Here is a 12,947-nt window from a genome sequence, read left to right on the forward strand (position 1 = left end):
TGTGCTCGAAGACGAAGGAGAGGAACGGGATGGTGCCCGCGAGCGCGGTGGCGAAGGTGGTCATGGGCTGCCAGCGCGCCTTGATGCCGAGGTCGATGGTGAACACCAGGTAGAGCATGTAGAAGATGCCGTGGATCTGGCCGATGTAGAACAGCCACTCGGGTGCGGTGCTCGAGTCCTCGAGCAGCACGTACTTGTAGACCATCTCGCCGGTGAGGACCAGCAGCCACAGGCCGGTGATCCAGGCCAGTACCCGGTAGCGCAGCAGCGCGCCGCGGATCTTCTCGGGTGCCGCGGCTCCGGCGGGGCGGGGCGCCAGGGTGGGGGTATCGGCGGAGTTGTCGCGGGTGCTCACCCGGCGCTCCTCTCGGTGTCGGGGCGCATGCCCGCACCGCGCATCTGCTCCTCGATATCGCGGGCGTGCAGGTCGGCCAGGTACTGGTTGTATTCGGCGAGGACGGGGTCCTCGTCGCGGGCGGCGGTGGGGCGCTCCGGCAGCAGGCCCGCCGGTATCTCGCGCGGTCCGGACCGCCCGGCGCGCCACGTCGCCAGGACGCCCCGGATACCGCCGCGTTCATCGGTGGTCTCGGTCTGCGGCGTCGGCTCGGTTCGGTCGTCGGTCTCGGACCCGGCTTCGGCGTCGCGTTCCAACCGCACGAAGCGGAAATACGCCCACAGCGCGAACCCGGCGAACAGCGGCCACTGCAGGGCGTAACCGAGATTCTGCGCGGTGCCGTTGCCGGACTCGAATCGCGTCCACTGCCAGTAGCCGAGCCCAAGACAGGCCACGGCCGTCACGACCACCAGGATGATGAGCGCCGGGCGGCGGTGGGGAGCGGACACGCCCTCCACGGTACCCGCCTACTACGCACCCCGTAGTAGGCAGGTGGCGCGGCGGACACCGCGCTCGGGATCAGAACTTGTAGGTGACGCCGGTGCGGCGCTCGGACTCCTCCCACAGCCGCTTCCAGAGTTCCCGATTCTGCGACAGGTGGCTGGAAGGGGAGGGCTCGACCGGCCCCTGGCTGCCGAACAGCCGAGTCGGACCCCAGTACACGGTGGGGTCGGCGTCGGGCATGGTGGCCGCGAAGAGGGAGGAGTGCGCGGCGCGGGCGGGGGAGTGGCCGATCATGCGGACGAAGGGCTTGGAGATCTTGTCCAAGGGGGTCTCGGTGCGCGCGAACAGATCGGTGGCCGAGACGCCGGGGTGCACGCCGTAGGAGCGCTTGGCGGAGCCGGATTCGCTCAGGCGGCGTTGCAGTTCGCGGGCGAACATGAGGTTCGACAGCTTGGACTGCGCGTAGGCGAGGTTGCGCTGGTAGCGGCGGTGCTCATAGTTGAGATCGTCGATCCACAGCTTGGGGGTCTGCCGGTGCGCGATGGAGGCCAGCGTGACCACCCGGTCGCCGATCCGGTCCAGCAGCAGCCCGGTCAGTGCGAAGTGCCCGAGATGATTGACGCCCCACTGGGTTTCGAACCCGTCCCGGGTGCGCGAGAACGGAATGTTCATCAGGCCCGCGTTATTGATGAGCACGTCGAATTCGCCGCTGCTGTCGGCGAAGCGGCGCACCGAACCCAGGTCGGCCAGATCCAGTTCGGCCACCCGCACATCGCCGGGGATGCGGTCGGCGATCTCCTGCGCCTTGGCGGTATTGCGACAGGCCATGACGACTGTGGCACCCTTGCTCGCGAGGACCGTGGTGGTCTGCTCGCCGATGCCGCCATTGGCTCCGGTGATCACGACAGTGCGTCCGGACTGGTCCGGGATCTCGCTGGGCTTCCACGCCATGGGTCAGACCTCACTGGTTCCGGTTCGGTGCGGAGCCGCAGACGGCGGCCCCGCACTCGACCTTACTTCAGAGTAAGTTCCAGGGGTAGACGATACCCGCCAATTTCGGCGCGGCGGCCGGTCAGCGGCTGCCGATGGGCTGGCCGAAGGCGGCCGCCAGGGTGGTGCCGACGGTCTCGCCCCAGACCTGCCAGGTGACCGGGTCGAGGGTCATGGAACCGACATCGGTGGTCCGGCATCCGGAGTCGGCCGGGAGTCCGGCGAAGCGGTCCTTCAGCCAGAGCAGGGCGCGGGGCGCGGCGATGGGGTCGAGGGTCAGGTGTTCGCTGAAGTGATCGCGGGTGTACTCGACACTGGCGTTCGGGTCGACGCAGTAGGTGTCCACCAACTCGTTCACCGGGCCGACCGGGATGAGCCAGTCCATATTGGCCTGGTACAGGTACACCGGCATGTTCGGAACGGCCTGCCCCATCCGCGTGCGGTCGAGCACCTCGAGCACCCCCGGGTCCTGGAAGGGATCGGCGTCGAGCATGCCGAGATTGTTCGCGAACGGCAGCAGGTAGGACTGGTAGCTCGCGCACAGCTGATCCTTGATCGCCAGCAGCCCGCGCCCGAGCGGATTCATGTGCCGCTCCAGGAAATTCGCCAGCTGCGGATACTCCCGTGACAGTCCCAGCACGGCCGCCAGGATGAGTCCGGAGGACAGATTCCCGTTGGCCAGTCGCAGCGCCGCCGCCAGATCGGCCGGCACGCCGCCGTAGGCCGCGCCGACCACATTCAGCTCCGGTGCGTAGGCGGCCTGTGATTCCGCGGCGTGTCCGGTGGCGATGGCTCCGCCGGAGTATCCCATGAGCCCGACCCGGGTCGCCGTCCCCGGCAACTCCATGGGCGCGAATCGTTGCGCCGCCCGAATGCCGTCGAGGGTGATGTGCGCCGCCAAAGGGCCTGCCGCATAGGCGGAATCGGGACCCTGGTGATCCGGCACCACGGCGGCCCAGCCCTGCGCCAGCGCGGCCTGCACCTCCAGGAACTGCGCGGGCACCAGCAGTGAGCCGGTGATCGGCGCGGGCACCGAACCCATTTGCAGCTGATAGGAGGGCATGCAGTAGTTGCCGGTGGAGTCCTCGGCGATCTGATACGAGAACAGCGGCCGGTCGGCGACGTGGCCGCGCGGCTTCATCACGGTCGCCACGGCCGCGATCGGTTCGCCGCGCGAATCGCTGGACCGGTAGGACAGCTGCCAGGCGTCGATGTTCACCGGCAGGAACGACAGGTTGGCGAGGTTGACCTGTCGGGCCGCGATGATGTCGCCGGGTTGTTTGTCGCGATAGGTCTCGGGTGCGGGCCGGTAGAAGTCCGGATCGAAGCCGGGCGGCAGCGGTAGCTGCGGGAAGGGCAGAGCCGGACGGACCGGAACCTCGACCGGCTGGGCTGGCGGGTCCGGGACGGGGTCGGCCGCCGCCGTCCCGGACAGTGCCAGCGGCAGCGCCGCCGCGATGGCGGCGACGGCGACCAGCGTTTTCGATGCGCGAATGCGGAGTGGTGCCACGGTGAACCTCTCTGAGCGGGCTCATGTGAGTCCGCCTGGTCTCAAAAGTGGTTTCGAGTATGCACCAGCCATGACGCGGGTCACAAGAGCGCCTGGTCATGACGTGACCCAGACGGGTGTGACCTATCCCAGCAGATCCGCGAGCAGTGCGCTGCGTCCCGGCTGTCGCAGGGTTCGCATCGCCTTGGCCTCGATCTGCCGCACTCGTTCCCGCGACACCCCGAAGATTCGGCCGACCTCCTCCAGGGTGCGCGGTTCACCGGTGTCGAGCCCGTACCGCAGCGCGAGCACCTGCGCCTCCCGCTCGGGCAGCGTCCGCAGCGCCTTGGCCAGTTGCTCGCGCAGGGCGCCCGAGGTGACGGTCTCCGACAGATCCGGGGCCTGGTCGGCGATGAGCGCACCCAACTCCGCATCATCCTCGCCCACCGGCGTGTGCAGCGAAATCGGTTCTCGCCCTTGGCGCATGAGCTCACGCACCCGCTCGGGTTCCAGTTCGAGTTCGGCCGCGATCTCCGCCGCGGTGGCCTCGCGCCCGAGCTGCTGCGACAGTGCCCGCCCGGTGCGCACCACCCGGTTGAGCACCTCCGAGACGTGCCCCGGCAGTCGGATGGTGCGGCTGCGGTCGGCCAGCGCACGCCCGATGGACTGCTTGATCCACCAGGTCGCGTAGGTCGAGAACTTCAGTCCCCGTTCGTGTTCGAACTTCTCGACCGCCCGCATCAGTCCGAGTGTGCCCTCCTGGACGAGATCCAGCAGCGACCATCCGGCCGGAACCGGATAGTGCTTGGCGATGGAGACCACGAGCCGCAGATTGGCCCGCACCATGTGGTCCGCCGCGCGGCGGCCGTCGGGACCGCCCCGTGCGATGCGCGCACCCAACTCGTACTCCTGTTCGGCGGTGAGCAGGGCCGTGCGGCCGATGGCGCGCAGGTAGTCCTTGACCGGATCGATGCTGACGGTGATCGCGGTGCTGTGTTTCATGCGTTGCCTCCGGTTCGGCCGCCGTGTGGTGGTGACGGAACAAAGTTAGATCAGACCTAAAAATATGTCAACCTCGAATTTATGACGAGATCGGATATGCTGGTCGGTATGAGCACACGGACTTCGACTCCGACGGCGGCCCCGCTCGGCCTTCGGGAGCGCAAGAAGCTGCAGACCAGGCAGAACATCTCCGATACCGCCACCCGGCTGTTCCTGGAACGCGGCTTCGACCCGGTGACCATCGCCGAGATCGCCGCGGCGGCCGACGTCGCGAAGATGACCGTCACCAACTACTTCCCCCGCAAGGAAGACCTCGTCCTGGATCTGCACGACGAGTTCGTGAGCGGACTCGCCCGCACCGTGCTGGAGCGGCGCGCGGGTGAATCCGCCCTGGCCGCGCTGCGTCGCGCCTACCTCGCCGACGCCGCCGCCCGGAACCCGGTGGTCGGCTTCTCCGGCCTGGAGTTCGCCCGCCTCATCACCGGCAGCCCGGCCCTGGTGGCTCGGTTGCGGGAATTTCACGAGGAGCGCGAGCGCGCCCTCGCCGAGACCTTGGCCGCGGAGACCGGCGTGGACGGCGCGGTCGACATCACACCGCGGATCGCCGCCGCTCAACTCGGCGGCGTGCACCGGGCACTGTTCGAAGAAACCTTGCGCCGCACGCTATCCGGTGAGGACGACGACACTGTCGCCACCGCGATCCTCGGCTGTATCGGCACCGCCTTCGATCTGCTGGAACCGTCGCTGGGGAACTACGCCGTACGCGCCGCCTGATACCGGTGTATTAGCCGTGTCGTTGCTGTAGATCGGTCGCGCCGCCTCGGATACTGGGCCGATGACCGGTGCCAGCGTGGCCGCGCCCCCGTCCGTGAGCCGAGCCGGTGTGCACCTCGTCTTCGCGACGGTGGTGCTCGGCATGCTCATGGCGGCGCTGGACCAGACCATCGTGTCCACCGCCCTGCCCACCATCGTCGCCGACCTGGGCGGCGCGGGCCATATGGCCTGGGTGGTGACCGCCTACCTGGTGACCGAGGCCATCGCGACCGCGTTGGCGGGCAAGTTCGGCGACCTGTTCGGCCGCAAGCTGGTATTCCAGGTGAGCGGCGCGATCTTCATCCTCGGCTCCATCGTCGCCGGCATGGCGCAGGACATGACCCTGCTCATCGTGGCGCGCGGCATCCAGGGCGTCGGCGCGGGTGGGCTCATGGTCACCTCCATGGCCCTCGTCGCCGATGTGATCCCGCTGCGCGAACGCGGCAAGTACCAGGGCGCGCTGGGTGCGGTCTTCGGCCTGACCACGGTGCTCGGCCCGACACTGGGCGGCCTGTTCACCGACCATCTGAGCTGGCGGTGGTGCTTCTACGTGAACGTGCCGCTGGCCGTGCTCATGATCCTCATGGCCGCGCGCTTCATTCCGACGCTGCGCGCCGAGGTGAAACCGATCGTCGACTATCTCGGCATCGCGCTGGTCGCCATCGGCGTCACCTGCCTGATCCTCGGATTGGAATGGGGCGGACAGGAATACGCGTGGGGATCGCCCACCATCATCGGCCTGTTCGTCGGTGCGGCGGTGGCGCTGGCGGCCTTCGTCGCGGTGGAGTTGCGGGCCGAGGAGCCGATGCTGCCCATGCACCTGTTCCGCGGCAATGTCTTCACCGTGTGCTCGGTGCTGAGCTTCATCGTGGGTTTCGCCATGCTCGGCGCGATGACCTTCCTGCCCGCCTTCCTCCAGTACGTCATGGGCGTTTCGGCCACCGCGTCCGGACTGCGCACGCTGCCACTGGTGATCGGCCTCTTCGCCACCTCGATCCTCTCGGGTGTGGTGGTCGGCCGCACCGGCACGTACAAGATCTTTCCCATCCTCGGCACCGCGGTGATGGCGGTCGGCCTGTTCCTCATGTCGACGATGGACGAGAACACCGGGTTCTGGGAGCAGTCGGCGTACATGATGATCCTGGGTCTGGGCATCGGCCTGACCATGCAGGTGCTCACCATCGTCGTGCAGAACACCGTGCCGTACGCCGATCTGGGCACCGCCACCTCCGGGGTGACCTTCTTCCGGACCATCGGCAGCGCCTTCGGCACCACGGTGTTCGGCACCCTGTACACCAATCAGCTCACCCCGAACCTGGCGGCGGCGCTGGAGGAGGCGAAAGTCGTTTCCCCGCAGGTCGCTTCGAATCCCGAGGCGCTGTGGCGGCTGCTGTTCACCGAGATCGCGCCGATCGTGCACGCCTACGCCGAATCCATCGGCTACGTGTTCCGCTGGGTGGTGCCGGTGGCGGTGCTCGGCTTCCTGGTGGCGTGGTTCCTCAAACAGGTTCCGCTGCGCGACAGCGTGCGCGCCGAGGCATCGGATGTGGGCGGCGGCTTCTCGGTGCCGGACTCCCCGGATCGCCTGGTGCAGTTGGAGAACGCCGTCGCGCGGGTGATCCGCGGCCTGCGCGACGACGCCGTCCCCGCACCGCGGATCGCGGCCGCGGCGGGTAGTTCGCTCACCCCGGACGAGGCGTGGGCGCTGGGACAGGTCCGGCTGTACGAGCGGCTGCGCGGAGCGGCGACGCTCACGGATATCGCTCGCACGCACTGGATCCCGCCGGAAGTGATCGCCCCGCTGTACGAGCGGGCGCGACGGCACGGCCAGCTCGAGATCGATGGCGACCGGCTGACCCTCACCGACACCGGTCGGATCGAAGCCGAGCGGATCAAAGGGGCGTGGCGCGCCTGGCTCGACACCCAACTGGTGGATTGGAATCTCAGCGACCCCGACGATCGCGCCCTGCTGGACCGGGCCTTGGACAATATCGCCACGAAACTGCTGGACGAGGCCGACCGCCCGGATGTATTGCCGCTGAAGACCTAGCGCACGCGGCCGTGACCCTGACGGAAAGGGCCACGGCAGCACTGCTTTCAGCGTTCAGGTCCGACGGCGGTGAGAGCCCTCGATCATCCGGCTGCCGCCGCGACGGGGCGCACCGGCGCGTCCCAATCGATCCGGAACCGTTGTTCGGGTCCGAGAGTCTTCTCCGGATCCATCATCTTCACCACGAGCGGCAGCAACAGATACATGGCCCGCCGGGCGATCGGCCCTGCCGCCTTGGTTCGGTTCATCCGCGCCACCCGGGCCGCCACGCCTTCCACCCGGGGGCGGCGCATGGCCTCGTAGGTGGTGAAAGCCGTTGTCGGATCGTCGATGTCGCGCAGGCAACGGGCCAGTTCGAGCGCGCTCTCGATGGCCAGTGACGCGCCCTGCCCGGAGGTGTTGCTCGGCGCGTGGACCGCGTCGCCGCTGAGTACCATCCGGCCGCGATGCCAGTGCGGCACCGACGGCATGATGTGCAGTGCGCCGGCCACCTCCAGTTGCTCGGGGGTGGTAGCCGCGGCCAGTTCCGCACCCGCATCGTCCGCGGCGTAGGTCTCCCGCAGGGTCCGCAGCCATCGGTCGGCGGGCACGGAGCGGGCCTCGGTCAAGGACAGATACTGGTCGTGCGGCAGATTCGCGCCCCACCCGACGCGACCGTCGGGCAGTGCCCAGTACAGGTAGTACGCCTGCGCGCCGAACGCGAAGACCATGGTCTCGGGCGGCACCTCGACCGGGCAGGTGGTGGCCGCGCCGAAGCCGAGCATCCGCAGGAATCTCGGACCGGGCGCGTTCGGATCAATGAGCCCGCGCACGGTGGAGCGAATTCCGTCGGCTCCGATCAGCACATCGGCGGTGGCGGTGGTGCCGTCGGCGAAGATCGCGGTGACTCCATCGGCATGCTCCTCGACATCGGTGAGCCGCCTGCCGTATTCGAACGGGACCCCGGCGGCGACCGCGTTGTCGTGCAGCACGCGGTGCAGGGTCGAGCGTTCGACCAGGTGCAGCGGTTCCACATCGGTGAGCGACGGTGCGGCCACCCGTCGGCCGCCGACGCTCATGAGCTGGTGCCGGATGGGTGCCGACACCGCGCGTACGGCATCACCTCCGCCGATGATGTCCAGCGCGGCCAGCCCATTGGGGGCCAAGGCCAGCACCGAGCCGATGCCGTAGGCCGGACCCGGATACGCCTCGAAGACGCGGGCGTCGATACCCGCCCTGCGGAGCGCGGTCGCGGCTACCGGGCCGGAGATGCCGCCGCCGATGACGATGGCGGTGCGAATGGGGGACATGGGTTTCTCCTCGGGTGTGTCTACCCGAACCGGCTCATGCCAGGTGAACCCGGTTATCCTGTGGTTGCCAAACTCGGATCCGGTTTCACCCGTACGGGTCGGTTCGAGACGGTGTTACCCGGGCCTCGACGCAGGTGTTGCCGCACCTCGTCGGGGCTCGGTCGGTATCAGGGGCGTTCGCCCCGGACGTATCGTTCAGTTCGTGTCGGGCCTGGTCGGCGCTCCCTTCTCGATCCGGTCGTTCACCTCGGCCGTGATGTCGGCGGGGGAGGCGCCCTCGCCGTACCAGCGCCGCCACAGCTCCACCTCGGGAAAGCTGCCGTCGGCGAAGGAGTCGCGCAGGGCGCGCACCCAGGCCGCCTCGGCCTCCAGCATGGCCAACTCGAAATCGTTCTCGACCAGGAAGAGTCGCGGCAGGGTGCCGTCGAGGTCGGCCAATTGCGCACGGCCGGAGGTGATCTCGGCCTCCAGCTTGGTGAGGCGTTGCCCCAGCAGTTCGATCACCTCGTCCGGAGCCAGTCCCGACATGACGGAGAGCCCGGCCACGAAGCGGCGCGGCTCGGGCTGTGGGTCGGCGATGAGTTCACGGGTCCAGTCGGCGAGTTCGGCGCGTCCGGCCGCGGTGATGCGATAGATGACGCGTTCGGGGCGGGCGCCGTCGCGCTCGCTGCCCACGACCTCGAGGAAGCCGTGCTTCGCCAGATTTCCGACGACGGTGTACAGCGATCCCCATTTGATCGCCATATCCCGGTCCTTGCCGCGGGCCTCGAGCGTGGCGGCGATCTCGTAGCGGTGCATGGGCCGCTCGACCAGGACCGACAGCACGCCGAGGGCGAGCAGATTGCCGACCTTGCGTTTGCGGGCCATCCCGTTCACCTCCTTACTCGTAGACGAATATACGCCTACGAGTATTCATCGGCAAGCAATCCCCGATTCGGCTTTTCCGGCGGCTCGCACCCCCGCTCCGGTAGCCTGCGAAGGCATGGTTGACGTGCAGCGATCCGGATCCACCCTCCGCATCACCATGAACCGCCCGGCCAAGCGCAACGCCCTGTCCCACCAGCACCTGGAGGAGTTGCTGACGGCCTTCCGGGCGGCGGGCGAGTCGGATGCCACCGGCATCGTGCTGGCCGCCGAGGGCCCGGTGTTCTCGGCCGGGCACGATTTCGCCGATGTGGCGACGCGCGACCTCGAGGGTGTGCGGGAACTGCTGCACCTGTGCACCGAGCTCATGCGCACCGTGCAGAGCGTCCCCCAGGTGGTGATCGCCCGCGTGCACGCGCTGGCCACCGCGGCGGGCTGCCAACTGGTGGCCTCCTGCGACCTCGCCATCGCCGCCGACACCGCCGCCTTCGCCCTGCCCGGCGGCAAGGGCGGCTGGTTCTGCCACACCCCGGCGGTACCGGTCGCCCGCTCGGTCGGCCGCAAACGCTTCATGGAACTCGTCCTCACCGGCGACCCCGTCGACGCCGCCACTGCCGCCGAATGGGGCCTGATCAACCGCGCGGTGCCGCTCGCGGATCTGGACGCCGCCGTGGACGAACTGCTGGCCCGCGCCACCCGGGGCAGCCGCGCCAGCAAGGCGCTGGGCAAGCGCACCGTCTACGCGCAGTTGGACCGCCCGGAGGCGGACGCCTACGACATCGCGCTCGAGGCCATGGCCCAGGCATCGCAGCTCCCCGCCGCCAAGGAGGGCATGACCGCCTTCCTGGAGAAGCGTCCGCCGGTCTGGCCGGAGTGATCATCGGTCCTCACGTCCCCTAGGGTCGGTGACATGCGCATCTTCCTGGCGGGCGCGACCGGCGTCCTCGGTGGTCGGCTGGTGCCGCTGCTCATCGCGGCGGGATATCAGGTGGCGGGTATGACGCGGTCGGCGGACAAGGCGGCCGGTGTGCGCGCCGCGGGCGCGGAACCGGTGGTCTGCGATGTGTACGACGCCGCGGCATTGACCGATGCCGTCGTCGCCTACGCTCCGGACCTGATCATGCACCAGCTCACCGATCTGCCCGACGATCCGGCCCGGATCGCCGAGGGGCGCGGTGCGAACGCGCGGATTCGCGTCGAGGGCACCCGCAATCTGCTGGCGGCCGCCGCCGCGGCCGGAGCGCCGCGCGTCATCGCCCAGAGCGTGGCGTGGGAGTTGGGTGGTGAGGGGCAGCGGGCCGCGGAGTTCCTGGAGGACGCGGTGCTGGCGGTCGACGGGGTGGTGTTGCGGTACGGCCAATTCTACGGTCCCGGAACGTATTACCCCGACGACATGCCCGACGATCCGCGTATCCACGTCGCCGAGGCCGCCGACCGCAGTCTGCTCGCCCTCGACCTCACGCCGGGGGTCTACCGCCTCGTCGACGGTTCGGCGCGCGATATCGAGCCCGTCGAGTAGGCCTCGGCACCGTCGGGAGGCGACCGGCCCATGACCAGGGGCGAGATCGTCGACGCGTGCGACTACCGCCTCGGGTTCGGTCGGCAACCCCGGGACATCGGCCCGCAGGTTGTAGAAGGAAGTCATGAGGTCCGCGCGAGGTCGGCGGCGGCGCGGGCGAATTCGCGAACCGAGGCGTTCTCGCCCGCGGTACGCCACAGCAGCGCCCAGCGCACCGGCGGTGCGTCGCGGATGGGAACGAACGCCACGTCGGGCCGGGCGTTGTAGCGGCGTGCGTGCGCCCCGATCGGGAAGACGCCCTGCCCCGCGGCCACCAGGGTGAGCAGTTCGCCGTAGGTGGCGGCGGTGGGTCCGGCCGGAATCGGATGGCCCGCGGGCGTGGCCGGGGGAGTGCGGATATCGCGGATGGCCGCGGGGATCTCGGGCGGCAGCCGCAATACGGTGACCCGGGCCAGCTCGGCCAGGGTGATCGCGGTGCGGGCGGCGAAGGGGTGGGCGGCCGGCACCGCCAGCAGGCGCGCCTCGGTGACGAGGTCGGGACCGGCGGTGATGCCCTCAGCCGGGAACGGCACCATATCCAGCGCCATATCGATCTCCCCCGCGTGCAGCCACGGGATCACCTGTGCCGGTTGGGCTTCGCGCAGCCGCACCGCGACATCGGGCAGGCGTGCGCGGAACTGTTCGGCGGCGCGCACCAGCAGCTGTCCGGTCGCCGCGTCCACGAAGGCGACCTCCAGGGTGCCGGCGCGGCCGCGGCCGGTGTCCATGGTGCGGCGCACCGCGGCGGTGACGCGATCCCAGGCCGGGCGCAGTTCGGCGTACAGTTCCCGCCCGGCCGGTGTCGTGCGCACCCGGCGGCTGCTGCGCTCGAACAGCGGAACCCCCAGTCGCCGTTCCATTTTCGCGATGGTCTGGCTCACCCGCGCGGTGGTGACGCGCAGCCGTTCGGCGGTGCGGCCGAAATGCAGCTCCTCGGCGAGGACGAGGAACGTCTCGAGTTCGTGCCGCTCCAGCATGCCGGGTGATCCCCTCGATCGTTAATCCAAGCTTGATGATCATTGCGCAGGTTCTCATTGTTCCCGATCGCGTGGCGAGCGAGGTTGTAGGAGTCCGATAGCGCTCCACCAGGAGGAACCATGTACGTCACCGAGACCCGCGCCCTCGCCGCCGGCACCGCCGAGGCCGCCGTTCGTGAACTCGCCGACCGGGCCGAGATTCTGGATGCGCTGTACCGATTCGGCCTCGGCCAGGATCTCCAGGACAAGGAGCTGTTCGCCTCGGCCTTCGCCGCGGACGCCGAACTCGACTTCCAGCCGGCCGCCGCGGCGTGGGGTGGCGTCGTCCCGCTCATGACCGGTCGCGACGCCATCGTCACCACCATCCTCGACGGCTTCGTCGGCCGCGTGGACACCACCCATCAGGTCACCAATCCGCGCATCGTCGTCGACGATGACACCGCACGCCTGACCGCTCTGGTGGAGGCGCAGCACCTGCTCACGGTCGAGCACGACACCTTCGCCCTGCTGAAGAACCTCTACGACGTCGAGCTGGTGCGAGATGGCGGGCGCTGGCTGCTGCGGCGCATCCGCATCGACAATGTCTGGTACCAGGGCGATCCGCGCGCGATCTTCGGCGCGTGAGCACGGCTCGGCGAATGCTATTGCGCTAATTTCTCGCAAACGTATGCAATAGATACTCAGCTGGAATATTAGCCTTGGGATCTGCTGCCACTGTCTCGCAGCAAATCTGTGTAGCGTCTGGGGGAGGAGCTTTTCGGATTACTGGAGCAGGTGCTTGGAACCGAGGGAGTCTCAGCAAATGGCAGGCGGCACGCAGGGGCGCGGCACCCGGGAGACCGAGGGCATGCTCGGCGTGTCCGCCAACGGTGCCGTACCGCCGCGTGCCGTCGGACTCATGGTCGCGGCGGCACTGGTGCTCACCTTCGCCGTCCTCGGCGGCAATCCGCTGACCTGGTTCGAGGGCAGTCACGGTCGGACCGAGGAGGGCACCGTGCCCCCGGCGTCGAGTGCGACGCGGACCGCCCCCGTCGAACCCGCCCGCTCGTCCGCCGAGGCCCCGCCCGCTCCAGCCCC

General features: G+C 69.0%; 13 protein-coding genes and 1 pseudogene. 6 read left to right on the forward strand and 8 right to left on the reverse strand.

Going from position 1 to position 12,947, the window contains the following annotated elements; genetic code table 11:
- The 5 genes from QK444_RS20800 to QK444_RS20820 form a co-directional block, all read right to left on the reverse strand.
- On the reverse strand, positions 1 to 319 hold a 319-nt coding region (locus QK444_RS20800), incomplete at its 3' end, for a DUF3817 domain-containing protein (RefSeq protein ID WP_282782814.1).
- Positions 320 to 351: 32 nt separating this feature from the next.
- On the reverse strand, positions 352 to 843 hold the full coding sequence (locus QK444_RS20805) for a transcriptional regulator (protein WP_282782790.1): 492 nt from the start codon (positions 841 to 843) through the stop codon (positions 352 to 354).
- A 70-nt stretch (positions 844 to 913) separates the two neighbouring features.
- Positions 914 to 1,789, reverse strand: coding sequence for an oxidoreductase (locus QK444_RS20810; RefSeq protein ID WP_282782792.1), 876 nt, complete (start codon positions 1,787 to 1,789; stop codon positions 914 to 916).
- Positions 1,790 to 1,910: 121 nt separating this feature from the next.
- Positions 1,911 to 3,338 carry a lipase family protein gene (locus QK444_RS20815; protein ID WP_282782794.1) on the reverse strand — a complete coding sequence of 476 codons (1,428 nt, stop codon included), beginning with the start codon at positions 3,336 to 3,338 and terminating at the stop codon, positions 1,911 to 1,913.
- A 123-nt stretch (positions 3,339 to 3,461) separates the two neighbouring features.
- Positions 3,462 to 4,319 (reverse strand): sigma-70 family RNA polymerase sigma factor, encoded by an 858-nt coding sequence (locus QK444_RS20820; RefSeq protein WP_282782796.1) that lies wholly within the window; start codon positions 4,317 to 4,319, stop codon positions 3,462 to 3,464.
- A 108-nt stretch (positions 4,320 to 4,427) separates the two neighbouring features.
- On the opposite strand from QK444_RS20820, the gene QK444_RS20825 reads away from it, so the two are divergent.
- Both QK444_RS20825 and QK444_RS20830 read left to right on the forward strand, forming a co-directional pair.
- The gene (locus QK444_RS20825; protein WP_282782798.1) at positions 4,428 to 5,093 is read left to right on the forward strand and encodes a TetR family transcriptional regulator; all 666 of its coding nucleotides are present in this window, start codon (positions 4,428 to 4,430) and stop codon (positions 5,091 to 5,093) included.
- A gap of 61 nt (positions 5,094 to 5,154) precedes the next feature.
- On the forward strand, positions 5,155 to 7,182 hold the full coding sequence (locus QK444_RS20830; RefSeq protein ID WP_282782800.1) for an MDR family MFS transporter: 2,028 nt from the start codon (positions 5,155 to 5,157) through the stop codon (positions 7,180 to 7,182).
- 83 nt (positions 7,183 to 7,265) lie between these two features.
- Here the strand turns inward: QK444_RS20830 and QK444_RS20835 are convergent, their stop codons facing one another.
- Both QK444_RS20835 and QK444_RS20840 read right to left on the reverse strand, forming a co-directional pair.
- Positions 7,266 to 8,471, reverse strand: coding sequence for an FAD-dependent monooxygenase (locus QK444_RS20835; RefSeq protein WP_282782802.1), 1,206 nt, complete (start codon positions 8,469 to 8,471; stop codon positions 7,266 to 7,268).
- A 195-nt stretch (positions 8,472 to 8,666) separates the two neighbouring features.
- On the reverse strand, positions 8,667 to 9,338 hold the full coding sequence (locus tag QK444_RS20840; RefSeq protein ID WP_282782804.1) for a PadR family transcriptional regulator: 672 nt from the start codon (positions 9,336 to 9,338) through the stop codon (positions 8,667 to 8,669).
- A gap of 115 nt (positions 9,339 to 9,453) precedes the next feature.
- Between QK444_RS20840 and QK444_RS20845 the strand changes: the two genes are divergently transcribed.
- Complete coding sequence (locus QK444_RS20845; protein WP_282782806.1) at positions 9,454 to 10,212, forward strand: enoyl-CoA hydratase-related protein; 759 nt, start codon at positions 9,454 to 9,456, stop codon at positions 10,210 to 10,212.
- Positions 10,213 to 10,245: 33 nt separating this feature from the next.
- Positions 10,246 to 10,854 (forward strand): NAD-dependent epimerase/dehydratase family protein, encoded by a 609-nt coding sequence (locus QK444_RS20850; protein ID WP_282782808.1) that lies wholly within the window; start codon positions 10,246 to 10,248, stop codon positions 10,852 to 10,854.
- Positions 10,855 to 10,976: 122 nt separating this feature from the next.
- On the opposite strand, the gene QK444_RS20855 is transcribed toward QK444_RS20850, so the two are convergent.
- Entirely contained in the window at positions 10,977 to 11,870 is an 894-nt protein-coding gene (locus tag QK444_RS20855) for a LysR substrate-binding domain-containing protein (RefSeq protein ID WP_282782810.1), read from the reverse strand.
- 120 nt (positions 11,871 to 11,990) lie between these two features.
- Here QK444_RS20855 and QK444_RS20860 point away from each other — a divergent pair, with 120 nt between their 5' ends.
- Both QK444_RS20860 and QK444_RS20865 read left to right on the forward strand, forming a co-directional pair.
- On the forward strand, positions 11,991 to 12,494 hold the full coding sequence (locus tag QK444_RS20860; RefSeq protein ID WP_282782812.1) for a nuclear transport factor 2 family protein: 504 nt from the start codon (positions 11,991 to 11,993) through the stop codon (positions 12,492 to 12,494).
- A 178-nt stretch (positions 12,495 to 12,672) separates the two neighbouring features.
- A pseudogene (locus QK444_RS20865) lies at positions 12,673 to 12,947 on the forward strand (hypothetical protein); the annotation flags it as partial.

Source organism: Nocardia sp. CC201C (assembly GCF_030010695.1).
Taxonomy (GTDB): Bacteria; Actinomycetota; Actinomycetes; order Mycobacteriales; family Mycobacteriaceae; genus Nocardia; species Nocardia otitidiscaviarum.

What these genes read in the sequence shown, in the direction of transcription:
- QK444_RS20845 (WP_282782806.1), top strand. Translation starts at nt 9,454, where the DNA reads ATGGTTGACGTGCAGCGATCCGGATCCACCCTCCGCATCACCATGAAC.
- QK444_RS20855 (WP_282782810.1), bottom strand. Translation starts at nt 11,870, where the DNA reads ATGCTGGAGCGGCACGAACTCGAGACGTTCCTCGTCCTCGCCGAGGAG.
- QK444_RS20860 (WP_282782812.1), top strand. Translation starts at nt 11,991, where the DNA reads ATGTACGTCACCGAGACCCGCGCCCTCGCCGCCGGCACCGCCGAGGCC.
- QK444_RS20835 (WP_282782802.1), bottom strand. Translation starts at nt 8,471, where the DNA reads ATGTCCCCCATTCGCACCGCCATCGTCATCGGCGGCGGCATCTCCGGC.
- QK444_RS20825 (WP_282782798.1), top strand. Translation starts at nt 4,428, where the DNA reads ATGAGCACACGGACTTCGACTCCGACGGCGGCCCCGCTCGGCCTTCGG.
- QK444_RS20820 (WP_282782796.1), bottom strand. Translation starts at nt 4,319, where the DNA reads ATGAAACACAGCACCGCGATCACCGTCAGCATCGATCCGGTCAAGGAC.
- QK444_RS20850 (WP_282782808.1), top strand. Translation starts at nt 10,246, where the DNA reads ATGCGCATCTTCCTGGCGGGCGCGACCGGCGTCCTCGGTGGTCGGCTG.
- QK444_RS20830 (WP_282782800.1), top strand. Translation starts at nt 5,155, where the DNA reads ATGACCGGTGCCAGCGTGGCCGCGCCCCCGTCCGTGAGCCGAGCCGGT.
- QK444_RS20810 (WP_282782792.1), bottom strand. Translation starts at nt 1,789, where the DNA reads ATGGCGTGGAAGCCCAGCGAGATCCCGGACCAGTCCGGACGCACTGTC.
- QK444_RS20840 (WP_282782804.1), bottom strand. Translation starts at nt 9,338, where the DNA reads ATGGCCCGCAAACGCAAGGTCGGCAATCTGCTCGCCCTCGGCGTGCTG.